Raw genomic sequence first — 21,587 nt, 5'->3', positions numbered from 1 at the left:
CCCCATGGCCTCCACAGACAAGGCGTCCCCGCGCGACCGGCTGCTCGACGCGGCCGCCCGGCTCTCCTACCGCGACGGCGTGTCCATCGGCGTCGAGGCGCTGTGCCGGGAGGCGGGTGTCTCCAAGCGGTCGATGTACCAGCTCTTCGACAGCAAGGACGAGATGCTGGCCGCGAGCCTTCAGCGGCGGATCCCGGTGTACGAGGCCCGGTTCACCCACCCCGACCCGCAGGCCGCGAGTCCGCGCGAGCGCATCCTGTACGTCTTCGAACAGCTGGAGAAGGGCTCTGTGGACCCCGGGTACCACGGCTGCCCCTACCTGGCCGTGCTGGTCGAGCTGAAGGACCCCGGGCACCCGGCGAACGCGGTCGCCCGCGGGGTCAAGGAAGACCTGGCGCAGACCTTCCGCACGCAGGCCGAGCGGGGCGGCGCCCGGGACCCCGAGCTGCTCGCCCGCCAGCTCCTGCTGGTCTTCGACGGCGCCAGCGCCCGGGCCGGCGCCGCGGTGGAACGCCTGGACGACAAACTCGCCACGGTGACCGCGACCGCCCTGCTGGACGCGGCCGGGGTGAAGTAGCCCGGCGGAACCGCAACCTACCCCCGTACGGGCCACCACAACGCGCCGACCGGCTCGCCCGCCCGGTGCAATGGAGCCGTGACCGCGCCCCCGGACGACTGCCTCGCGCGCAACGAGTGGATCTGCGGCGCCTATCTGAGCACCCGCCGCCAGATCCTGCTCGACGCGGTCCTCCAACACCTCCAGCTGACCGCCCTGTCCGTCCTCATCGGCCTGGCCATCGCCCTGCCACTCGCGGTACTCGCCCGTCGCTGGGGCTGGGCGGCCGGCCCGGTCCTCGCCGTGACGACGATCCTCTACACCATCCCGTCCCTGGCGATGTTCTCCCTGCTCCTGCCCCTCTACGGCCTCTCGGCCGGCCTCGTCGTCACCGGTCTCGTGCTGTACTCGCTCACCCTGCTCGTCCGGAACATCCTCGCGGGCCTGCGCGCCGTCCCGCAGGAGACCCGGCAGGCCGCGCGCGGCCTCGGCTACGGCCCCGTCCGCCTCCTGCTCGCCGTCGAACTGCCCCTCGCCCTGCCCGCCGCGATGGCCGGGCTGCGCATCGCGACCGTCTCGGCCGTCTCCCTGGTCACGGTCGGCGCGATCGTCGGCTTCGGCGGCCTCGGGAACCTCATCTACGCCGGCATGAACACCTACTTCAAGGCCCAGGTGCTCACCGCGTCCGTGCTGTGCGTGCTGATCGCCGTCGCCGCCGACCTGCTCCTGCTCGGCGTGCAGTGGCTGATCACACCGTGGGCGAGGGCGGGCCGCGCATGAACACCCTCGCCGCCGCCTGGGACTGGCTCACCGACCCCGCACACTGGTCGGGAGACGACGGCGTACGGCACCGGCTCCTTCAGCACCTGGTGCTCACGCTCGTCTGCCTGCTCATCAGCTGCCTGATCGCCCTGCCCGTCGCCCTCGTCCTCGGCCACCTCGGCAAGGGCGGCGCGCTCGCCGTCAACATCTCCAACGTCGGCCGGGCCGTCCCCACCTTCGCCGTCCTGGTCCTGCTGCTCCTGACCCCGGTCGGGCAGTGGGGCGAGGGGCCCACGGTGGTCGCCCTGGTGCTGTTCGCCGTACCGCCGCTGCTCACCAACGCCTACGTCGGCATGCGCGAGGTCGACCGCGGCGTCGTCCAGGCGGCGCGGGGCATGGGGATGACCGGGCGGCAGATGCTGTTCCACGTGGAGCTGCCCCTTTCGCTCCCCATGGTGCTGAACGGGGTGCGGATCGCCGCCGTCCAGCTCGTCGCGACCGCAACCCTCGCCGCGCTCCCGGGCGGCGGCGGCCTCGGCCGGATCATCACGGCCGGCTTCAACCTCGCCAGCACACCGCAGGTGGTCGCCGGCGCGCTGCTCGTCGCGGTGTTCGCCCTCCTCGTCGAGGCCGTCTTCGAGGTCGCCGAGCGGCTCGCACCGATGTGGGCCAGGGGCGGCCGGTGAACGGCCGCGCAGCCCTGGCGGCGGCCCTGGTGCTGCCCCTCACCGCCTGCTCCACCGGCCCCTCCCTGGAGAACCGCGGCCAGGTCACCGCGCCGCCCGGCGACAACCACCACCTGACCATCGGCTCGGCAGGCTTCACCGAGAGCGATCTGCTCGCCCAGATGTACGCCCAGCTCCTCGAGCGGGCCGGCTACCGGACGTCCCTGATCACGGTCGCCAACCGGGAACTGTACGAACCGGCCCTGGAATCCGGCCAGATCGATGTCGTGCCCGAGTACGCGGCCACCTTCGCCGACTGGCTGAACGCCAAGACCCACGGCGCCGACGCGCCCCCGGCCGGCTCGCCCGACCTCGACACCACCATGAAGGCCCTGCGCCGCCTCGCCACGCCCCGCGGCCTCACCGTCCTTGCACCCGGCCGCGCGGTCGACCAGAACGCCTTCGCGGTGAGCGCCTCCTTCGCCCGCCGGCACGGCCTGAAAACCCTCAGCGACCTGGGCGCCTCCGGACTGCGGGTACGGCTCGCGGCGGGCGACGAATGCGTACAGCGGCCGTACTGCGCACCGGGCCTGAAGAAGGTGTACGGCATCGACATCACCGGGGTCGATCCCAAGGGCGTCGGCACCACGCAGGCCAAGCGGGCCGTGCAGGACGGCCGGGACCAGATGGTGCTGACCACCACCACGGACGCCACGCTCGACGAGTTCGGTCTGGTGCTGCTCGCCGACGACAAGCATCTGCAGAACGCCGACTACGTGGTGCCGGTCGTCAACCGCTCCCGTGCGGGCAGCGCCGGCGTGGCGAAGGCACTCGGCAAGCTCGGCACCGTCCTCACCACCCGTGACCTGGCCGACATGAACCGGCAGGTCGACAGCTGGCGCCGGCTGCCCGCCGATGTGGCGCGTGCCTATCTCCAGCGCAAGGGCCTGGTGGGCTGAGCCGCCTCAGGCGTCCGACACCGAGTCGAACGGCACCTGTCCCCGGGCCACGCCCCGCGCGTCCGCGTCCACCGAGCGGCGCAGCGCCTCGTGCAGCTTCGCCGGGGTCAGCACACCGCGAAAACGCGCCCCGTCCAGCACCGCGACCCACCCGGCGTCGTACTGGAGCATCACCCCGAACGCCTGCTTCAGGGGCGCGCCGACCGGCACCCAGGCGGTCATCCGGTGGGCGAGGTCCCCGACCGTGCCGCCCGGTGTCAGCTCGTCGATGCCGACCCAGCCGTGCAGGTCGCCGTGCGCGTCCAGGACGACCGCCCACCTAGCGCCCTCGGACCGCAGCCGCTCCCGGGCGCGGGCGGCCGGCTCGTCCAGCCGGGCCACGGGCGGCTGCTCCAGGTCGTCCGGCTCCACCGCGGTGACCGACAGCCGCTTCAGCCCCCGGTCGGCACCCACGAACCCCGCGACGTACGGCGTCGCGGGCGCCCCGAGCACCGCGCCGGGCGTGTCGAACTGCTCGATGCGGCCCTGCCCGTAGACGGCGATGCGGTCGCCGAGCCGGACGGCCTCCTCGATGTCGTGCGTGACCAGCAGCACCGTCTTGCGGACCGCGGCCTGCATCCGCAGGAACTCGTCCTGCAACTGCTCGCGCACCACCGGGTCGACCGCGCCGAACGGCTCGTCCATCAGCAGCACCGGCGGATCCGCCGCCAGCGCCCGGGCCACACCGACCCGCTGCCGCTGCCCGCCGGACAGCTGCTCCGGGTAGCGCGGCCCGTACGTCTTCGGGTCGAGGCCCACCAGGTCGAGCAGCTCGGCCGCACGGGCCCGCGCCTTCCCCCGTTTCCAGCCGAGCAGCGCGGGCACGGTCGCGGTGTTGTCCAGGACGGTGCGGTGCGGGAAGAGCCCGACCTGCTGGATGACGTAGCCGATCCGGCGGCGCAGCCGCACCGGGTCGACGGCCGCGACGTCCTCGCCACCGACGAGGATCCGGCCGGAGGTCGGCTCGATCAGCCGGTTCACCATCATCATGGTCGTCGTCTTGCCGCAGCCGGACGGTCCGACGAGCGTGACGAGTTCGCCCTCGGACACCTCGAAGGACAGGTCGTCCACGGCCGTCGTACCGTCCGGATACCGCTTGGTGACCTGCTCGAACCGGATCATTCCCTCACGCTACGGCAGGGTGCCCGGGCCTTCATCCCGCCGTGCCCCGGCCGGCGGACACGAGGGAAGCGGACCGTCAGCCGAGCAGGATCACCTCCAGCGTCCGCGGCCCGTGCACGCCCTCGACCCGGTCCAGCTCGATGTCGCTGGTCGCCGAGGGCCCGGAGATCCAGGTCAGCGGTCGGGTGGGGTCGAGGCGTTCCAGGGCCTGCGGGACGGAGGAGACGACCTGGTCCGGTACCCGGACGACACAGATGTGGTGGTCCGGGACGAGCGAGATACGGCGACGGCCCTGGTCGGGGGAGCTGTCCAGGACCAGGGTGCCGGTCTCGGCGATCGCCACGGCACACCCCGTCACCACGCTGTCCACCTGGTCCAGCCGGTGCGGCGTGCTCACCGCCCGGTCGTGGATCCGCACGGGGTCGGCGGCCGACATCCACTCCGGTGGCAGCCCGGGCGGAACCAGCACCTCCTGGGAGCCGCGCTCGGCCAGCAGCCGCATGACCAGGTCCGGCATCTCCTCGGCGCCGCAGCGGTGCACGATCGCCCGGTAGTCCGCCAGGTTCTCCGCCAGCAGCTCCACCGTCTGCTCGGCCGTACGCGCCCCGTGCTCGCGCAGATAACCCCGCTCCACGGCCGCCTCGTACGGCCTGTCGTCCGGCACCACATCGGCGAGCGCCCGCCGCACCCGGCCCAGAACGCGTTCCCTGCTGCTCACTTGGCGTTGTCCTTTCCACCTCGCGTGCGCTGCCACCAGTCCCGGAAGGACTCGGCCGGTACGACCGGCAGGTCCCGGGTACCGCTCCACGCCTTGCCCGGGCCCGGCAGGGTACGGGGGTGCAGCCGGCGGGTGCGGGAGGCGAGCCGCTGCCCGGTGCGCAGCGCGCCGGGGTGGGCGAAGGCCCAGCGCGCGGCCCGCATCGCCGCCCGCTCGGCCGCATGCCCCTTGGCGGGCTTGAGGACGACCCTGTTGCCCTGCCGGACCGCCGGCCCGCCCTCCACGACCCGTTCCCGCAGATGCACCAGCACCTCGGGGATGTCGATGGCCACCGGACACACCTCGTAGCAGGCCCCGCACAGCGAGGAGGCGTACGGCAGGGAGGCGTCGATCTCGCTCGCCGTGCCCCGGAGCTGAGGGCTGAGGATGGCGCCGATCGGACCCGGATAGACCGAGCCGTAGGCGTGCCCGCCCGCGCGCTCGTAGACGGGGCAGACGTTCAGGCAGGCCGAGCAGCGGATGCAGCTCAGGGCCTGGCGGCCGACCTGGTCGGCGAGGGTGTCGGTGCGGCCGTTGTCCAGCAGGACCAGATGGAAGGCCGTCGGGCCGTCCTCGTCCGTCGTCCCCGTCCACATGCTCGTGTACGGGTTCATGCGCTCGGCGGTGGAGGAGCGGGGCAGGGTCTGGAGGAAGACCTCCAGGTCCCGCCAGGTCGGCACCACCTTCTCGATGCCGACGACCGAGATCAGCGTCTCCGGCAGGGTGAGGCACATCCGGCCGTTGCCCTCGGACTCCACGACGACCAGGGTGCCGGTCTCGGCGACCATGAAATTGGCGCCGGAGACGCCGACCTTCGCCCGCAGGAACTTCTCCCGCAGGTGCAGCCGCGCGGCCTCGGCGAGTTCGGCGGGCGTGTCGGTCAGGCCCTCGGGGGCCGGGCGGCCCCACTCGCCCATCTCGCTCGCGAAGATGTCCCGGATCTCACCCCGGTTGCGGTGGATCGCCGGGACGAGGATGTGCGAGGGGCGGTCCTTGCCCAACTGGACGATCAGCTCGGCGAGATCGGTCTCGTAGGCGCGGATGCCCTCGGCCTCGAGGGCTTCGTTGAGCCCGATCTCCTGCGTGGCCATCGACTTGACCTTGACGACCTCCGACTCGCCGGTCTCCTTGATCAGTTCGGCCACGATCCGGTTGGCCTCGTCCGCGTCGGCGGCCCAGTGGACCGTACCGCCCGCCGCGGTGACCGACTCCTCCAGCCGCACGAGATACCGGTCCAGATGGCGCAGCGTGTGGTCCTTGATCCGGCGGCCCGCCTCCCTCAGCTCCGCCCAGTCGGACAACTCGCCGACGGCCTTGGCGCGTTTGGCCCGGATGGTGTGCGTGGCGTGCCGCAGGTTCCCGCGCAGGGTGGGGTCGTGGACCGCTTGGCGCGCCGCCTCCGGGAAGGCGGGAAACGCGGGCATGCCGACGAACGTTCCGCTCATACCGCCGGTTCCTCCTCCGTGCTCGCCAGGATCTCCGCGATGTGGACGGGCCGCATCCCTGTCCGCAGCCGGCTCATCGTGCCGCCGATGTGCATCAGACAGGAGTTGTCGGCCGCGCACAGCACCTCCGCGCCCGTCGACTCGGCGTTGCGCACCTTGTCCGCGCCCATCGCCGCCGAGACCTCGGCGTTCTTCAGGGCGAAGGTGCCGCCGAACCCGCAGCACTCCTCGGCTCCCGGCAGCTCGACCAGTTCCAGTCCCTCGACGGCTTCCAGCAGTCGCCGGGGCCGGTCGCCGAGCCCGAGGCCGCGCAGGCCGTGGCAGGTGGGGTGGTAGGTGACCGTGTGCGGATAGTACGCCCCCACGTCCGTCACCCCCAGCACGTCCACCAGGAACTCCGTCAGCTCGTACGTCTTCGGCACCACCGGTGCCAGGGTGGCGGCGAGAGAGTCTCCGCGGCCCTCGGCCCGCGCCCGCTCGCCCATCCGGGGATACAGCTCCCGCACCATCGCCCCGCACGACCCGGACGGCGTGACGATCGCCTCGTACTCGCGGAAGACATCGGAGAAGTGCCGGGCCAGTGGCTCGGCCTCATGCCGGTAGCCCGTGTTGTAGTGGGCCTGCCCGCAGCACGTCTGGCCCATCGGGAAGTCGACGTCCACGCCCAGCCTGGTCAGCAGTTTCACCACGGCGCGACCGGTGTCCGGATAGAGCGTGTCGTTGACACAGGTCAGGAACAGGGCGACACGCATCGCGGCTCCTTGGGGTTGATCATCGGATGAGTGCAGGGTAGTCCGGCACCGGGACGCGGGGGAGACCCCGGCTCACGCGGCGAGCCGGGGGTGCGGTCACCGCGCGGTCAGCCGGGCCTCCGCCGCGCGCCAACGGCCGGTGCCGCCCTGTGGTTCGTAGCGGGTCAGCGGCTGGGTCCGGGCGAGCAGCCGCCGCATCGCGTGCCGGTCGCCGACCAGCCCGTGCGCCCGGGCCTGGACGAGGACGTTGCCGAGGGCGGCCGCCTCCGTCGGACCGGCCACCACGGGCAGTCCGCAGGCGTCGGCGGTGAGCTGGCACAGCAGTGCGTTGCGGGTGCCGCCGCCCACGACGTGCACGACGTCGACGGGGTGCCCGGCCAGCCGCTGGGCGTCCTCCACCGCCCGCCGGTGAGCCAGGGCGAGCGAGTCGAGGATGCAGCGTGTGATCTCGCCCCGGGTCTCGGGCACCGGCTGCCCCGACGCCCGGCACGCCTCGGCGATCCGCTCGGGCATCCGGCCCGGCGCGAGGAACGCCGGGTCGGAGGCGTCCACCACCGAACGCAGCGCCGGCACCGCGGCGGCCTCCCGCAGCAGCGCGCTCAGATCGGGGTCGCCCCAGGTCCGCACGCACTCCTGGAGCAGCCACAGGCCCATGATGTTGCGCAGGTAGCGGACCGTGCCGTCCAGTCCCAGCTCGTTGGTGAAGTTGGCGGCGCGGCTCGCCTCGGTCAGCACGGGCGCGTCCAGCTCCAGGCCGGCCAGCGACCAGGTGCCGGTGCAGATGTAGGCGAACCGCTCGCCCGTCGCCGGCACCGCGGCCACCGCGGACGCCGTGTCGTGCGAGCCGACCGCCGTCACCGGCACCGGTCCGGTCAGCCCCGTCTCCTCCAGTACCTCCGCCCGCAGCACGCCCGCCGGATCCCCCGGCTGCCGCAGCGGCGCGAACAGGCTCAGGTCGATGCCGAGCCGGGCGGCCACGTCGTACGACCAGTCCCGCGTCCGCGGATCGACGAGCTGGGTGGTCGAGGCGTTGGTCAGCTCGGTGCCCTGCTCGCCGGTCAGCCAGTACGTCAGCAGGTCGGGGACGAGCAGCAGGCGCCGCGCGTGCGCCAGCTGGGCCGTGGCGGCCGCCGCCGTCAGCTGGTACAGGGTGTTGAAGGGGGCGTACTGCAGGCCCGTCGCCGCGTACAGCTCGGCGGCCGGCACGGTGGCCCACACCTTCTCCGCGACACCCTCCGTGCGGGCGTCCCGGTAGTGCACCGGGTTCCCGAGCAGGGCTCCGTCGGCGTCCAGCAGGCCGTAGTCCACGGCCCAGCTGTCGATGCCGACGGAGTCGAGCCGGCCGCCGGTCGCGGCACCGGCCGCCCGGAGCCCCTCCAGCACCCCCGCGTACAGGCCGAGCACGTCCCAGCGCAGCCCCTCCGGGACCCGCACGGGCCGGTTGGGGAAGCGGTGCGCCTCGGCCAGCTCCAGGGAGTCCGGGGTCACGCGGCCGACCATCACCCGCCCGCTGGAGGCACCGAGGTCGACCGCGGCGTACGCGCGCACGTCCGTCACCGGAGGAAGGCGGCCGCGACGCCGGCGTCGACCGGGACGTGCAGTCCGGTGGTGTGGGTGAGGTCGCCACCGGTGAGCGCGAAGACCGCGTTCGCGACGTGCTCCGGCAGGACCTCCCGCTTGAGGATGGTCCGCTGCGCGTAGAACTCGCCCAGCTTCTCCTCCTCCACCCCGTAGACGGCGGCCCGCTGCGCGCCCCAGCCCCCGGCGAAGATGCCCGAGCCGCGCACCACGCCGTCCGGGTTCACCCCGTTGACGCGGATCCCGTGCTCGCCCAGCTCGGCGGCCAGCAGCCGCACCTGGTGGGCCTGGTCGGCCTTGGTCGCCGAGTAGGCGATGTTGTTCGGCCCGGCGAAGACGGCGTTCTTCGAGGCGATGTAGACGATGTCGCCGCCCAGCCGCTGAGCGATCATCACCCGCGCCGCCTCCCGCGAGACGAGGAACGACCCGCGGGCCATGATGTCGTGCTGGAGGTCCCAGTCCTTCGCCGACGTCTCCAGCAGCGGCTTGGAGATGGAGATGCCGGCGTTGTTGACGACGAGGTCGACCCCGCCGAAGGCGAGCGCCGCCGCCTTGAAGGCCTCGGCGATCTGCTCCTCGGAGGTCACGTCGACGGTCACGGCGACGGCCTTGTCGGACCCGCCCAGCTCCTCGGCCACCGCGGCCGCGTTCTCGGCGTTCAGGTCGGCGACGACGACACACGCGCCCTCGGCCACCAACCGGTGCGCGATCGCCCTGCCGATCCCGCTGCCGGCCCCCGTCACCAGTGCCACGCGCGTGGCCAGCGCCTTCGGCCTCGGCATCCGCTGGAGCTTGGCCTCCTCCAGCGCCCAGTACTCGATGCGGAACTTCTCCGACTCCTCGATCGGCGCGTACGCCGACACCGCCTCGGCGCCCCGCATCACGTTGATCGCGTTGACGTAGAACTCGCCGGCCACCCGAGCGGTCTGCTTGTCCTTGCCGAAGGAGAACATGCCGACCCCCGGCACCAGCACGATCGCCGGGTCGGCGCCGCGCATCGCGGGGGAGTCGGGTTCGGCGTGCCGGTGGTAGTAGGCGGCGTACTCCTCGCGGTACTCGGCGTGCAGCTCCTTCAGCCGCGCGACGGCCTCCTCCGGCGGAGCGGCCGGCGGCAGGTCCAGCACGAGCGGCCGCACCTTGGTCCGCAGGAAGTGGTCGGGGCAGGACGTGCCGAGCGCGGCGAGCCGCGGGTGCTCGGCCCGCGCCAGGAAGTCGAGCACGACCTGGGAGTCGTCGAAGTGCCCCACCTGCGGCTTGTCCTGCGAGGCGATCGCCCGGACGTACGGCGCGAGCGCGGCGGCCCGCTCCCGGCGGTCGGCCTCGGGCAGCGGCTCGTACCCCTCGACGACCGGCCCGAACGGCTCCGGCCTCCCCTTCTCCTCCAGGAAGGCCTCCGCGGTGCGGATGATGTGCAGCGAGTTGCGCTCGCACTCCTCGGCCGTGTCACCCCAGGCCGTGATGCCGTGCCCGCCGAGCACACATCCGATGGCCTGCGGGTTGGCCTCCTTCACGGCCGCGATGTCCAGCCCGAGCTGGAAGCCGGGCCGCCGCCAGGGCACCCACACGACGCTGTCCCCGAAGCACTCGGCGGTCAGCTTCTCCCCGTCGGCCGCGCAGGCGAGCGCGATGCCCGAGTCCGGGTGCAGATGGTCGACGTGCGCGGCGTCCACGAGCCCGTGCATGGCGGTGTCGATGGACGGTGCCGCCCCGCCCTTGCCGTGCAGGCAGTAGTCGAACGCGGCGACCATCTCGTCCTCCCGCTCGACACCGGGGTAGACGTCCCGCAGGGCCCGCAGCCGGTCCAGCCGCAGTACGGCGAGCCCGGACTCGGTCAGGGTGCCCAGGTCACCGCCGGACCCCTTCACCCACATCAGCTCGACGTCCCCACCGGTGACGGGATCGGTCTCGGTGCCCTTGGCGGACGCGTTGCCGCCGGCGTAGTTGGTGTTACGGGGGTCGGCGCCGAGCCGGTGGGACCGGGCGAGGAGAGCGGCGGCTTCGGGATGGGTTGCCATGAACTTCCAGTCCTTACTCGAGAAGGGGGGTTTCCTCAGGGGCGCGGGGAACTGCGCGGCCGGCCACGGCCGACCCGAAGCCCGCGACGAAACGGAGTCGGGCAGACGCTCACGCCCCCCAACCGGCCTGCTCCCCTCCGACCCGCTCGGCGACGATCTTCTCGGCCCACCCGCACCGCGCGTACGCGGCAAGGGGCTCGGGGTCCAGCCCCATCTCCTCGCGCACCTCCCGCAGCAGCGGCCGCACGTCGGTGTTGTACGCGTCCATCAGCACCGCGTTGGCGCCCAGCACGTCTCCGGCGGCCTGCGCCTCGGCCAGAGCGACGCGGTCGACGAGCAGCGCCTTGGCGGTGGCCTCCTGCACGTTCATCACGGACCGGATGATCGCCGGGATCTTCGCCTCGATGTTGTGGCACTGGTCGAGCATGAACGCCACGTCGGGGCTGAACCCGCCCCCACGGATGACCTCGTACATGATCCGGAACAGCTGGAAGGGGTCGGCCGCACCCACCATCAGGTCGTCGTCGGCGTAGAAGCGGGAGTTGAAGTCGAACCCGCCGAGCTTGCCCTCGCGCAGCAGCGTGGCGACGATGAACTCGATGTTGGTCCCGGGCGCGTGATGCCCGGTGTCCACCACGACCTGCGCCTTCGGCCCCAGCTTCAGGCAGTGCGCGTACGCCGTCCCCCAGTCCGGGACGTCCGTCGTGTAGAAGGCGGGCTCGAAGAACTTGTACTCCAGCAGCATGCGCTGCCCCTCGCCGAGCCGCTCGTAGACCTCGGCGAGCCCCTCGGCGAGCCGGTCCTGGCGCGCGCGGATGTCGTCCTGGCCCGGATAGTTCGTGCCGTCCGCGAACCACAGCTTCAGGTCCGAGGAGCCGGTCGCGTCCATGATGTCGACGCACTCGAGCAGATGATCGAGGGCCTTGCGCCGCACCGCCGCGTCCGGGTGACAGATGCTGCCCAGCTTGTAGGCGTCGTCCTGGAAGGTGTTGGAGTTGATCGCCCCCAGCTTCACCCCCCGGTCCTCGGCGTGTTTCGCCAGTGCGGAGTAGTCCTCCACCTTGTCCCACGGGATGTGCAGGGCGACGGTCGGCGCAACCCCCGTGAACTCGTGCACCTTGGCCGCGTCGTCCAGCTTCTCCTGCGGCGTACGCGGGACGCCGGCTTGCGCGAACACCTTGAAGCGGGTCCCCGAGTTCCCGTACGCCCACGACGGCGTCTCGACGGCCTGTGTCTTCAGCGCGGCCTTCACCGCGGCGAGGTCGGTCACTTCGGGCTCCTGTGACTTCGGTCCGGAAGGACATCCTGAACGGCTTCCGGAAAGGCTTCCGGATGAAACGATTCAGAACGGGAAGCTATGAGGCCGCCGGAGGACTGTCAACCCCCCCGTCCGGGCCCGGTTCTCGTGACCGGCGCGTGACCTTCGGCTATCGAAAACTTTTCGAGACGGACCCATTGACGTGACATGCCCGGCATGCCTAACGTCCCGGCAATCCAGTTGAAACCTTTCACGGCGCTGTGACGGCCCCTCGACGGGCCCGCTGCGCAGCCGTCGTCGAGGAGCCACCCATGACCCAGCCGTCCGACAAGGGACCGGCCCCGGTGCTGGCGCTCAGGGACGTAGCCAAGTCCTTCGGCGCCGTTCGCGCCCTGCGGGGCGTCTCCCTGGAGCTGTTCCCCGGCGAGGTGCACGCCCTCGCCGGGGAGAACGGCGCGGGCAAGTCGACCCTGATCAAGACCCTCGCGGGGGTGCACCGACCGGACGCCGGCCGGGTGCTGCTCGACGGTGAACCCGTGGTCTTCCACGGTCCCGGCGACGCCCGCGACGCGGGTATCGCCGTCATCTACCAGGAGCCCACGCTCTTCCCCGACCTTTCGATCGCCGAGAACATCTTCATGGGCCGCCGGCCCCGGCGCGCCTTCGGCCGGATCGACCACAAGGCCACCCACGCGGCGACCGCCGCGCTGATGGCGCGGCTCGGGGTCGACCTCGACCCGGACCGCCCGGCACGCGGACTGTCCATCGCCGACCAGCAGATCGTCGAGATCGCCAAGGCGCTGTCGTTCGACGCCCGGGTCCTGATCATGGACGAGCCCACCGCCGCCCTCACCGGCAGCGAGGTCGCCCGCCTCTTCAAAGTGGTGCGCACCCTGCGCGAACAGGGCGCGGCCGTCCTCTTCATCTCGCACCGCCTGGAGGAGATCTTCGAGATCTGCCAGCGGGTGACGACCCTGCGCGACGGCGCCTGGATCGCCAGCGAGCCCCTCGCCGGCATGACCGAGGACGACCTGGTCCGCCGTATGGTCGGCCGTGACCTCGACGAGCTCTACCCCAAGCAGGACGTCACCCCGGGCGAGGTCGCCCTCAGCGTCCGCCGCCTCACCCGGGAGGGCGTCTTCACCGACGTCTCCTTCGAGGTCCGGCGCGGCGAGATCGTCGGCCTCGCCGGACTCGTCGGCGCCGGCCGCACCGAGGTCGCCCGGGCGGTCTTCGGCATCGACCGCTGGGACGCCGGCGAGGTCGAGGTCGACGGGCGCAGGCTGACCAACGGCGCGCCCTCCACCGCGATGGCCGCCGGCCTCGCCCTGGTCCCCGAGGACCGGCGCGCCCAGGGCCTGGTGATGGACATGTCCATCGAGCGCAACATCGGCCTCACCGGACTCCGTACGACCGTCAAGGCGGGCCTGATCGACCGCGGCGCCGAGCGCAGCCGCTCCCTCGACTGGGCCGTCAAGCTCCAGGTGAAGTACGCCCGGATCGCCGACGCCGTCTCCACGCTCTCCGGCGGCAACCAGCAGAAGGTCGTGCTCGCCAAGTGGCTGGCCACCGGCCCCAAGGTGCTCATCGTCGACGAGCCGACCCGTGGCATCGACGTCGGCACCAAGGCCGAGGTGCACCGGTTGCTGAGCGAGCTGGCCGCCGACGGCGTGGCCGTTTTGATGATCTCCTCCGACCTGCCCGAGGTCCTCGGCATGGCCGACCGCGTGCTCGTGATGCACGAGGGCCGGCTCACCGCCGAGATCCCACGCTCCGACGCCACCGAGGAAACCGTGATGGCAGCCGCCACCGGGAGGGCCGCCGCATGACGGTGACCACCCCCAACGAAGCCCCCGCCGCCGAGGTGCCCAAGTCCAGCGGCACCCGGCTCGTCGACCGCGTCTTCAAGATGCGCGAACTCGCCATCCTCGTCGTCTTCCTGGTGATGATCGCCGTCACCCAGGCCGGCAACAGCGAGTTCCTCTCCGAGCAGGGCATCAAGGACCTGCTGCTGAACGCGACCATCCTGGTGCTGGTCGCCACCGGCCAGTCGCTGGTGGTGATCACGAGGAACGTCGACCTGTCCGTCGGCTCCACGCTCGGCATCACCGCCTTCGCCGCGGGCGTCTACCTCCACGGCGGCGGCAACCCGGTCGTCGCGATCGCGCTGGCGGTGCTGCTCGGCATCGGCGTCGGACTGCTCAACGGGCTGCTGGTGAGCCTCGGCCAGGTGCCGGCCCTGGTCGTCACCCTCGGCACGATGTACATCGTCCGCGGCGTCGACTCCATCTGGGTCGGCTCCCGCCAGATCACCGCGGCCGACCTGCCCGGCGGGTTCGTCGACTTCGGCTCCGGCGGCCTCTCCGCCGTGCCGTACCTGGCGCTGATCGCCCTCGCCGTGCTGGTCGCCACCGCCTACTACCTCAAGCACTTCGGCAGCGGACGCGAGCTGTACGCGCTCGGCTCCAACCCGGAGGCCGCCCGCTTGGCGGGCATCCCCGTCCGCAAGCGGATCCTCGTCGCCTACACCTTCTGCGGCGCCCTCGCCGGCCTCGCCGGAGCCATGTACCTGGCCCGCTTCGGCAACGTCGACTCCGGCACCGGCAACGGCTACGAACTCACCGTCGTCAGCGCGGTCGTCGTCGGCGGCGTGGTCTTCACCGGCGGCTCCGGCAGCGTCTACGGCGCCGCGCTCGGCGCGCTGCTGCTGACCTCCATCAACAGCGTGCTGCCCGCCCTCGGCGTCAGCTCCGTCTGGGTGCTCGCGATCAACGGCATCCTGCTCCTCCTCGCCATCGCCGTGGACCGCGTGGTCGCGCTGCGGGTGGCGTCGGCCCTGAAGAAGAGGAACGCCCGCCATGCCTGAGTCCGGATCCCTGGTGAGCCGCGCGATCCGCTGGGACACGGTCGTCGGCGCCCTCCTGATCGTGCTGCTGCTGTTCTCCTTCTCCTTCGTGGACGGCTTCGGCAACGCGCTGAACCTGTCCTTCCTCCTCGGCAACACCCTGCCGATCGCGCTGATCGCCCTGCCGATGACCCTGCTGGTGGTCGCCGGCGAGATCGACCTGTCGGTCGCCTCCACGGCCGGCCTGTCCGGCGCGGTGATGGGCGCCCTGTGGAACCAGGGCATGACCATCGAGACGATCATCCCGATCTGCCTGCTGCTCGGTGTCGTCTGCGGGCTGGTCAACGGCCTGCTCGTCACCCGGCTCGGCCTGCCGTCCCTCGCCGTCACCATCGGCACCCTCGCCGCCTACCGGGGCATCGCGCAGATCGTGCTCGGCTCCGACGCGGTGACCGACTTCCCCACGCAGTACCTGGACTTCGCGGCCGGACGGGTCGGGGACAGCTTCCTCCCGCAGGCCTTCCTGCCCTTCCTGGTGCTGCTCGCCATCGCCGTGGTCGCCCTGCACGCCACCCCGTTCGGACGGTCGCTCTTCGCGATCGGCGCCAGCGAGGAGGCCGCCCGCTTCGCCGGCATCCGCGTCAAGCGGCAGAAGCTGCTCCTGTTCACCCTGACCGGCCTGATGGCCTCCCTCACCGGCGTCTTCTGGGCCCTGCACTACGCCAGCGCCCGCTACGACAACGCCACCGGACTCGAACTCTCCGTCATCGCCGCGGTGCTGCTCGGCGGCATCGACTTCGACGGCGGCAAGGGCACGCTCGGCGGCGCCGTCGCGGGAGTGTTCCTGCTCGGCGCGCTGCAGAACGTGATGAGCCTCCAGGACGTCTCAGCCCAGTCGCAGATCGTCGTCACCGGCGTCCTGCTCGTCGTCTCCGTGCTCGGCCCCCGGGTCGCACGCCAGATCTCCGTCGCACGGGCGGGCCGCAGAGCCGCCGCCTCGACTCCGACGGCCTGAAACCCCGCTCACCTCCGTAAAGGACCCGCCATGCGCAAGTCATCCCTCCGCCGTGCCTGTGCGGCCCTCGCCGCCGTCACCTCCCTCGGCCTCGCCGCCACCGCCTGCGGCGGCACCACCAAGGAGGACGTGAAGAACGAGAGCACGGGCGCCGCCGCCTCCGGCGCCAAGGCCGACCCCGGCGCGGCCACCAAGAAGGGCCTCACCGTCGGCTTCCTGCCCAAGCAGGTCAACAACCCGTACTTCACCTCCGCCGACAAGGGCGGCGAGGCCGCGCTGAAGGAACTGGGCTCCAGCTACAAGGAGGTCGGCCCGTCCAGCGCCACCGACACCTCGGGCCAGGTGTCGTACGTCAACACCCTCACCCAGCAGCGGGTCGACGCCATGGCCGTGTCCGCGCAGGACCCGGGCGCCCTGTGCACCGCGCTCAAGCAGGCCATCAGCAACGACATCAAGGTCGTCACCTACGACTCCGACACCAACCCCGAGTGCCGCAACGCCTTCGTCTCGCAGGCCTCCGCCGAGGACCTGGGCCGCACCGAGGTGCAGCTGCTCGCCAAGCAGATCGGCTACAAGGGCGAGATCGCGATCCTGTCGGCCGCACAGACCGCGACCAACCAGAACACCTGGATCGAGTTCATGAAGGACGAACTCAAGGATCCGAAGTACAAGGACATGAAGCTGGTGAAGGTCGCGTACGGCAACGACGACGCCCAGCAGTCCTTCCAGCAGACCCAGGGCCTGCTCCAGGAGTACCCGAACCTGAAGGGGATCATCTCCCCGACCACCGTCGGCATCAAGGCGGCCGCGCAGTACCTGTCGGGCTCCAAGTACAAGGGCAAGGTCAAGCTGTCCGGCCTCGGCACCCCCAACGACATGCGCAAGTACATCAAGAACGGCACCGTCGACGCGTTCGAGCTGTGGGACCCGTCGAAGCTCGGCGCACTGGCCGCGCAGACGGCCGTGGCGCTGGTCTCCGGCCAGATCACCGGCAAGGAGGGCGAGACCTTCAAGGCCGGCGGCACCACCTACACCATCGGCAAGGACGGCGTCATCAGCCTCGGTAAGCCGACCGTGTTCGACGCCAAGAACATCGACCAGTTCAACTTCTGATCACCCGAGTCCCCTTACCTGGAGGGCCGTTGATGCAGCGCGTGTGCTTCCTGCTGAAGGTCAGGGCGGACCGCCTCGACGAGTACCGCGAGCGGCATGCCGCCGTCTGGCCGGAGATGCTCGACGCCCTGGAGGCGACCGGCTGGCACAACTACTCGCTCTTCCTGCGCGAGGACGGCCTGCTCGTCGGCTACCTGGAGACCGAGGACTTCGCCGCCGCCCAGGCCGGCATGGAGGCCACCGATGTCAACGCCCGGTGGCAGGCGGAGATGGCGCCGTTCTTCGAGTCGCTGGACGGCGCCCGGCCCGACGAGGCCATGAAACCGCTCACCGAAGTGTTCCACCTCGCCTGATCACCCGGAGCCGATCATGAGACGACGCACCGTGCCGGCCGGTGTCCTCACCGCCTCCGGGCCGGCCGCGGGAACGGCGCGGGCGGCCGGCCCGGGCTCCTCGGGCACCGGCAAGGGAGCCACCCGGCTCGACGCCCGGGCCGTCCGTTTCGTCTCCTACGACGGCCTGGTCACGAACAACTCCTGCCGGAGGAACACTCTGCTGACCCACCAGGGGCACCGGTACGGCGTCCGGCACACGGCGACCCGGAACGCGGTCGTCGCCCGCCGCGCCCTCGGTGCGCCCACCCGGTCGACGCTCACCCTGCCGCACCGGCTCAAGGCCGACGACTCCCACAACGTCATCTCCACGGGCGTCCCGAAGGCGGACGGCCGCCTGCATCTGCACACGGATTCCCACAACGACGGCTTCTTCCACGTCGAGTCGGGCGCCGGAACCCTTGCCCACCCCGACACCGCCTGGACCCCCGCCGTCCTACGGACCACCCTCGACGGACCCGCGCTCGCCTCGCGGTTCACGACCCCCTCGGCGCCGCGCGTCGGGGACTTCGCACTCCCTGCCTGACCGGTCTGTCCCGGGTGGCGGTGCCGGTAATGTGAAGGCCCGCCCGCCGCCCCTCGTCCCCCTGGAGGTCTGAAGCCCGATGGCCCAGTCGGTGGGTATCAAGGACGTCGCCCGCGCCGCCGGAGTGTCGGTGGGCACGGTGTCCAACGTCATCAACCGCCCGGACACCGTCGCGAGCGAGACCCGCGCGCGGGTGCTGTCCGCGATCGACCGGCTCGGCTACGTCCGCAGCGAGTCCGCACGTCAACTGCGCGCCGGCCGCAGCCGGATCATGGGCCTGCTCGTCCTGGACATGGGCAACCCGTTCTTCGTGGACGTGGCGCGCGGCGCCGAACGGGCGGCCCGGGACGCGGGGCTCGGCGTGATGGTCTGCAACAGCGCGCAGAACGCGGCCGAGGAGGCCGAGTACCTGTCCCTCTTCGCCGAACAGCGGGTGCGCGGTGTGCTGCTCACCCCCGCCGACGCCACCGGGCACAACATCGCGGCCTTCCGCCGGCACGGCATCCCGTTCGTGCTGGTCGACCGGGTCGCCGAGGGTGCCACCGAGTGCTCGGTGTCCGTGGACGACGTGGCGGGCGGTGCCCTCGCGGTCCGCCATCTGGTGGACGCCGGGCACCGCTCCCTGGCCTACGTCAGCGGCCCGCCCGGACTCAACCAGGTCCGTGACCGCCGTACCGGCGCGCTCAACGCACTCGCCGAAGCGGGGCTCGGCCCCGACGCGCTGCGCGAGTTGCCCACCGAGCGTCTCGACGTGGCCGCGGGCCGCGACGCGGGCGCCCGCCTGCTCGGCCTCGCCGACCGCCCCACCGCCGTGTTCTGCGCCAACGACCTGCTCGCCCTCGGCGTCCTGCAGGCCATGTACGCGGCCGGTGTCACGGTCCCGGACGACCTCGCGATCGTCGGCTACGACGACATCGAGTTCGCCGCCGCGGCCGCCGTACCCCTCACCTCGGTACGGCAGCCCGCCGTCACCATGGGCGCCCTCGCCGCCGAGCTGCTGCTGGAGGAGACCGAGCAGGACGACGGCAGGCGGACGCACGAGCACCGCCGGGTGGTGCTCCAGCCGGAGCTGGTGGTGCGCCGCTCCAGCCTCGCCGCCCGCTGACCGGGAGTTCAGTAACAATCGATGATCCCGGAGGCCGGCCCGCACCCGGTCATGTGCTGAACTGGGACGCGTCCATACCGTCCGTCCCGGGAGCCCCGTTGAGTCTCAGCTACCGCCAGCCCGGCGTCGTCCTCACCGACCGCCGCTTCACCGTGCCCCTCGACCACGCCGACCCGGGCGGCGAGACCATCGAGCTGTATGCCCGCGAGGCGGTCGCGAGCGACAAGGCCGGGCAGGACCTGCCCTGGCTGCTGTACCTGCAGGGCGGGCCCGGCTTCGGGGCGAATCGTTTCGTCGGACGTCAGGCCTGGCTCGACCGGGCCCTGAAGGACTACCGCGTCCTGCTGCTCGACCAGCGCGGCACCGGCAGCTCCACGCCCGCCACCCGGCAGACGCTCCCGCTGCGCGGCGGCCCCGCCGAGCAGGCCGACTACCTCACCCGCTTCCGCGCCGACTCCATCGTCCGCGACTGCGAGACCATCCGCCCCCAGGTCACCGGCGGCGCCCCGTGGACCGTGCTCGGCCAGAGCTTCGGCGGTTTCTGCACGGTGTCGTACCTCTCCGTCGCCCCCGAGGGCCTGGACACCGCCGTGATCACCGGCGGGCTGCCCTCCCTGCACGCCCACGCCGACGACGTCTACCGCGCCGCCTACCCGCGCGTCGAACGCAAGGTCACCGCGCACTACGCCCGCTATCCGCAGGACGTCGAACGGGCCCGCCGCATCGCCGACCACCTCCTCACCCACGACGTGGTCCTGCCGAACGGCTACCGCTTCACCGTGGAGGCCTTCCAGTCCCTGGGCCTCATGCTCGGCGCGGGCGACGGCAGTCACCGCCTGCACCACCTGCTGGAGGACGCCTTCGTGCGCACCCCCGGCGGCTTCGACCTCTCCGACGCCTTCCAGGAGCAGGCGCAGGCCCTGCTGTCGTACGCCGGCCACCCCCTCTACGCGCTCGTCCACGAGGCGATCTACGGCCAGGACGCCCGCCCCACCGCCTGGGCCGCCGAGCGCGTCCGCGCCGAGTTCCCGCAGTTCGACGCGGCGAAGGCGCTCGCGGGCGACGCCCCGGTCCTGTTCACCGGCGAGACGATCCACCCCTGGATGTTCGACAGCGACCCGGCCCTGCGCCCGCTGCGCGAGACGGCCGAACTGCTCGCCGCCCGCACCGACTGGCGCCCGCTGTACGACCCCGCCCGCCTCGCCGCCAACGAGGTCCCGGTCGCCGCCGCCGTCTACCACGACGACATGTACGTCGACACCGCCCACTCCCTGCAGACCGCCCGCGCGATCCGCGGTCTGCGCACCTGGGTCACCGACGAGTTCGAGCACGACGGCCTGCGCGCCGGCGCGCCCCGGGTACTGGACCGGCTGCTGGCGCTGGCCCGCGACGAGGTCTGACGTGACGCGCCACGCCCGACCCCGCGGACCACGCCTCAGGTGCCGGGTGCGCCGCAACGAGTCACGGACGGGGCAGGACGGCATAGGGTGCCGCCCATGACGGAGGCGAAGATCACCGAACTCGAGCCCCTGCCCGGCGACTGGCAGCGCGCCCTGGCCGTGGTGGCGCACCCCGACGACCTGGAGTACGGCTGCTCGGCGGCCGTCGCGGCCTGGACCGACGCCGGCCGCGAGGTCACCTATGTGCTGGCCACCCGCGGCGAGGCCGGCATCGACACCCTCGACCCCGCCACCTGCGGCCCGCTGCGCGAGCGCGAGCAGCGGGCCAGTGCGGCCGCCGTCGGCGTCAGCGCGGTGGAGTTCCTCGACCACCGCGACGGCGTGATCGAGTACGGCCCCGCGCTGCGCCGGGACATCGCCGCCGCGATCCGCCGCCACCGACCCGAACTCGTCGTCACCCTCAACCACCGCGACACCTGGGGCGGTGTCGCCTGGAACACCCCCGACCACGTCGCCGTCGGCCGGGCCACCCTGGACGCCGCCGCCGACGCCGGCAACCGCTGGATCTTCCCCGAACTCACCGAGCAGGGCCTGGAACCCTGGAACGGCGTCCGCTGGGTGGCCGTCGCCGCCTCCGCGCACCCCACCCACGCCGTCGACGCCACACCCGGCCTGGAGCGGGCGGTGCGCTCGCTGCTCGAACACCGCACGTACATCGAGGCGTTGACCGACGACGACCCGGACGCGTACGTCCGCGACTTCCTGACCGCGCAGACCACCACCGCCGCCGAACGCTTCGCCGGCCGGCCGGCGGTGACCTTCGAACTGTTCAGCCGCTAGGTCCTGTCGTCAGACTCCCGTCGTCCGCCCGGACGGCGGGCCGCGCGTCAGCAGCTCCTCTGCTCCCGCGAACTGCGCTTCCCGCTCGGCGGGATCGCCGTCGTCCTGCGGGACCCGCAGGACGACGCTCCGCACCGGCTGCGGGACCGATAGCGGCGGTTGCGCGAGGAGATCGCGCGGCTCGAACGGTTCGCGGAGGTGGCGAGCAGGCCATCGGACGACCTCGCCGACGTTGCCGTGCCGGTCGCCGCGGATCAGCCGTTGCGGGCCGCCCGCCTCGCCTCGCTCGGCGCCGCTCCCGCTGCGTGCCCTCATCGCCCAACGGCTCGCCACCGCACTCGACGTCGTGACGAGGCAGCAGTCGTACTCCCGGGCCGCGCGGCACCTGGGGCGGCGAGGACGGCTGGGGCCTGCTGCTCAAGGCGGTCGAAGGGGTGGCCCAG

21 protein-coding genes are annotated in these 21,587 nt (G+C 72.2%); 13 read left to right on the top strand and 8 right to left on the bottom strand.

Annotation, left to right across the window (positions count from 1 at the left end; all coding sequences use genetic code 11):
* Positions 1 to 4 precede the first annotated feature (4 nt).
* The 4 genes from ACGFRF_RS26385 to ACGFRF_RS26370 all read left to right on the top strand — a co-directional run bounded on the left by ACGFRF_RS26385 (position 5) and on the right by ACGFRF_RS26370 (position 2,942).
* Positions 5 to 577 carry a TetR/AcrR family transcriptional regulator gene (locus ACGFRF_RS26385; RefSeq protein WP_393743944.1) on the top strand — a complete coding sequence of 191 codons (573 nt, stop codon included), beginning with the start codon at positions 5 to 7 and terminating at the stop codon, positions 575 to 577.
* A gap of 78 nt (positions 578 to 655) precedes the next feature.
* Positions 656 to 1,336: an ABC transporter permease gene (locus ACGFRF_RS26380; protein WP_393743942.1), complete on the top strand. Its 681-nt coding sequence runs from the start codon at positions 656 to 658 to the stop codon at positions 1,334 to 1,336.
* Positions 1,333 to 2,004, top strand: a complete 672-nt coding sequence (locus ACGFRF_RS26375) for an ABC transporter permease (protein ID WP_393743940.1) — start codon at positions 1,333 to 1,335, stop codon at positions 2,002 to 2,004. Before ACGFRF_RS26380 ends, ACGFRF_RS26375 begins: the two co-directional genes overlap by 4 nt.
* On the top strand, positions 2,001 to 2,942 hold the full coding sequence (locus ACGFRF_RS26370) for an ABC transporter substrate-binding protein (protein WP_393743938.1): 942 nt from the start codon (positions 2,001 to 2,003) through the stop codon (positions 2,940 to 2,942). The genes ACGFRF_RS26375 and ACGFRF_RS26370 overlap by 4 nt, the downstream gene beginning before the upstream one ends.
* Positions 2,943 to 2,948: 6 nt before the next feature.
* Here the strand turns inward: ACGFRF_RS26370 and ACGFRF_RS26365 are convergent, their stop codons facing one another.
* The 7 genes from ACGFRF_RS26365 to rhaI all read right to left on the bottom strand — a co-directional run bounded on the left by ACGFRF_RS26365 (position 2,949) and on the right by rhaI (position 11,920).
* Positions 2,949 to 4,103, bottom strand: coding sequence for an ABC transporter ATP-binding protein (locus ACGFRF_RS26365; RefSeq protein WP_393743936.1), 1,155 nt, complete (start codon positions 4,101 to 4,103; stop codon positions 2,949 to 2,951).
* Between the two features lie 76 nt (positions 4,104 to 4,179).
* The gene (locus ACGFRF_RS26360; protein ID WP_393743934.1) at positions 4,180 to 4,821 is read right to left on the bottom strand and encodes a lactate utilization protein C; all 642 of its coding nucleotides are present in this window, start codon (positions 4,819 to 4,821) and stop codon (positions 4,180 to 4,182) included.
* Entirely contained in the window at positions 4,818 to 6,305 is a 1,488-nt protein-coding gene (locus ACGFRF_RS26355) for a LutB/LldF family L-lactate oxidation iron-sulfur protein (protein ID WP_393743932.1), read from the bottom strand. The genes ACGFRF_RS26360 and ACGFRF_RS26355 overlap by 4 nt, the downstream gene beginning before the upstream one ends.
* Positions 6,302 to 7,057 (bottom strand): (Fe-S)-binding protein, encoded by a 756-nt coding sequence (locus ACGFRF_RS26350; RefSeq protein ID WP_393743930.1) that lies wholly within the window; start codon positions 7,055 to 7,057, stop codon positions 6,302 to 6,304. Before ACGFRF_RS26350 ends, ACGFRF_RS26355 begins: the two co-directional genes overlap by 4 nt.
* 96 nt (positions 7,058 to 7,153) lie before the next feature.
* Positions 7,154 to 8,605: a rhamnulokinase family protein gene (locus ACGFRF_RS26345; protein ID WP_393744274.1), complete on the bottom strand. Its 1,452-nt coding sequence runs from the start codon at positions 8,603 to 8,605 to the stop codon at positions 7,154 to 7,156.
* 5 nt (positions 8,606 to 8,610) lie between these two features.
* Positions 8,611 to 10,650, bottom strand: a complete 2,040-nt coding sequence (locus ACGFRF_RS26340; RefSeq protein WP_393743928.1) for a bifunctional aldolase/short-chain dehydrogenase — start codon at positions 10,648 to 10,650, stop codon at positions 8,611 to 8,613.
* Positions 10,651 to 10,759: 109 nt separating this feature from the next.
* The gene (gene rhaI / locus ACGFRF_RS26335) at positions 10,760 to 11,920 is read right to left on the bottom strand and encodes an L-rhamnose isomerase (protein WP_393743926.1); all 1,161 of its coding nucleotides are present in this window, start codon (positions 11,918 to 11,920) and stop codon (positions 10,760 to 10,762) included.
* 299 nt (positions 11,921 to 12,219) lie between these two features.
* Here rhaI and ACGFRF_RS26330 point away from each other — a divergent pair, with 299 nt between their 5' ends.
* From ACGFRF_RS26330 to ACGFRF_RS26290, 9 genes are all read left to right on the top strand, one after another.
* Positions 12,220 to 13,737: a sugar ABC transporter ATP-binding protein gene (locus tag ACGFRF_RS26330; RefSeq protein ID WP_393743924.1), complete on the top strand. Its 1,518-nt coding sequence runs from the start codon at positions 12,220 to 12,222 to the stop codon at positions 13,735 to 13,737.
* Complete coding sequence (locus tag ACGFRF_RS26325) at positions 13,734 to 14,774, top strand: ABC transporter permease (RefSeq protein WP_393743922.1); 1,041 nt, start codon at positions 13,734 to 13,736, stop codon at positions 14,772 to 14,774. Before ACGFRF_RS26330 ends, ACGFRF_RS26325 begins: the two co-directional genes overlap by 4 nt.
* Complete coding sequence (locus tag ACGFRF_RS26320; RefSeq protein WP_393743920.1) at positions 14,767 to 15,768, top strand: ABC transporter permease; 1,002 nt, start codon at positions 14,767 to 14,769, stop codon at positions 15,766 to 15,768. The genes ACGFRF_RS26325 and ACGFRF_RS26320 overlap by 8 nt, the downstream gene beginning before the upstream one ends.
* Positions 15,769 to 15,798: 30 nt before the next feature.
* Complete coding sequence (gene rhaS / locus ACGFRF_RS26315; RefSeq protein ID WP_393743918.1) at positions 15,799 to 16,881, top strand: rhamnose ABC transporter substrate-binding protein; 1,083 nt, start codon at positions 15,799 to 15,801, stop codon at positions 16,879 to 16,881.
* A gap of 32 nt (positions 16,882 to 16,913) precedes the next feature.
* Complete coding sequence (locus ACGFRF_RS26310) at positions 16,914 to 17,234, top strand: L-rhamnose mutarotase (protein ID WP_393743916.1); 321 nt, start codon at positions 16,914 to 16,916, stop codon at positions 17,232 to 17,234.
* Between the two features lie 16 nt (positions 17,235 to 17,250).
* Entirely contained in the window at positions 17,251 to 17,799 is a 549-nt protein-coding gene (locus ACGFRF_RS26305; RefSeq protein WP_393743914.1) for a BNR-4 repeat-containing protein, read from the top strand.
* 79 nt (positions 17,800 to 17,878) lie between these two features.
* Entirely contained in the window at positions 17,879 to 18,904 is a 1,026-nt protein-coding gene (locus ACGFRF_RS26300; RefSeq protein ID WP_393743912.1) for a LacI family DNA-binding transcriptional regulator, read from the top strand.
* 98 nt (positions 18,905 to 19,002) lie between these two features.
* Entirely contained in the window at positions 19,003 to 20,304 is a 1,302-nt protein-coding gene (locus ACGFRF_RS26295; protein WP_393743910.1) for an alpha/beta fold hydrolase, read from the top strand.
* Between the two features lie 96 nt (positions 20,305 to 20,400).
* Positions 20,401 to 21,144, top strand: a complete 744-nt coding sequence (locus ACGFRF_RS26290; RefSeq protein WP_393743908.1) for a PIG-L deacetylase family protein — start codon at positions 20,401 to 20,403, stop codon at positions 21,142 to 21,144.
* A gap of 9 nt (positions 21,145 to 21,153) precedes the next feature.
* On the opposite strand, the gene ACGFRF_RS26285 is transcribed toward ACGFRF_RS26290, so the two are convergent.
* Positions 21,154 to 21,459, bottom strand: a complete 306-nt coding sequence (locus ACGFRF_RS26285) for a hypothetical protein (RefSeq protein ID WP_393743906.1) — start codon at positions 21,457 to 21,459, stop codon at positions 21,154 to 21,156.
* Positions 21,460 to 21,587 lie beyond the last annotated feature (128 nt).

Origin of the sequence: Streptomyces sp. NPDC048521 (assembly GCF_043199855.1) — a bacterium.
In the GTDB taxonomy this organism is placed as follows: Bacteria; Actinomycetota; Actinomycetes; order Streptomycetales; family Streptomycetaceae; genus Streptomyces.
Note: the sequence above shows the minus strand (reverse complement) of the source record. Positions and strands in the feature narration are given on the sequence as shown.

What these genes read in the sequence shown, in the direction of transcription:
- ACGFRF_RS26385 (WP_393743944.1), top strand. Translation starts at nt 5, where the DNA reads ATGGCCTCCACAGACAAGGCGTCCCCGCGCGACCGGCTGCTCGACGCG.
- ACGFRF_RS26375 (WP_393743940.1), top strand. Translation starts at nt 1,333, where the DNA reads ATGAACACCCTCGCCGCCGCCTGGGACTGGCTCACCGACCCCGCACAC.
- ACGFRF_RS26365 (WP_393743936.1), bottom strand. Translation starts at nt 4,103, where the DNA reads ATGATCCGGTTCGAGCAGGTCACCAAGCGGTATCCGGACGGTACGACG.
- ACGFRF_RS26355 (WP_393743932.1), bottom strand. Translation starts at nt 6,305, where the DNA reads ATGAGCGGAACGTTCGTCGGCATGCCCGCGTTTCCCGCCTTCCCGGAG.
- ACGFRF_RS26350 (WP_393743930.1), bottom strand. Translation starts at nt 7,057, where the DNA reads ATGCGTGTCGCCCTGTTCCTGACCTGTGTCAACGACACGCTCTATCCG.
- ACGFRF_RS26340 (WP_393743928.1), bottom strand. Translation starts at nt 10,650, where the DNA reads ATGGCAACCCATCCCGAAGCCGCCGCTCTCCTCGCCCGGTCCCACCGG.
- ACGFRF_RS26330 (WP_393743924.1), top strand. Translation starts at nt 12,220, where the DNA reads ATGACCCAGCCGTCCGACAAGGGACCGGCCCCGGTGCTGGCGCTCAGG.
- ACGFRF_RS26325 (WP_393743922.1), top strand. Translation starts at nt 13,734, where the DNA reads ATGACGGTGACCACCCCCAACGAAGCCCCCGCCGCCGAGGTGCCCAAG.
- ACGFRF_RS26320 (WP_393743920.1), top strand. Translation starts at nt 14,767, where the DNA reads ATGCCTGAGTCCGGATCCCTGGTGAGCCGCGCGATCCGCTGGGACACG.
- rhaS (WP_393743918.1), top strand. Translation starts at nt 15,799, where the DNA reads ATGCGCAAGTCATCCCTCCGCCGTGCCTGTGCGGCCCTCGCCGCCGTC.
- ACGFRF_RS26310 (WP_393743916.1), top strand. Translation starts at nt 16,914, where the DNA reads ATGCAGCGCGTGTGCTTCCTGCTGAAGGTCAGGGCGGACCGCCTCGAC.
- ACGFRF_RS26305 (WP_393743914.1), top strand. Translation starts at nt 17,251, where the DNA reads ATGAGACGACGCACCGTGCCGGCCGGTGTCCTCACCGCCTCCGGGCCG.
- ACGFRF_RS26300 (WP_393743912.1), top strand. Translation starts at nt 17,879, where the DNA reads ATGGCCCAGTCGGTGGGTATCAAGGACGTCGCCCGCGCCGCCGGAGTG.
- ACGFRF_RS26290 (WP_393743908.1), top strand. Translation starts at nt 20,401, where the DNA reads ATGACGGAGGCGAAGATCACCGAACTCGAGCCCCTGCCCGGCGACTGG.
- ACGFRF_RS26285 (WP_393743906.1), bottom strand. Translation starts at nt 21,459, where the DNA reads ATGAGGGCACGCAGCGGGAGCGGCGCCGAGCGAGGCGAGGCGGGCGGC.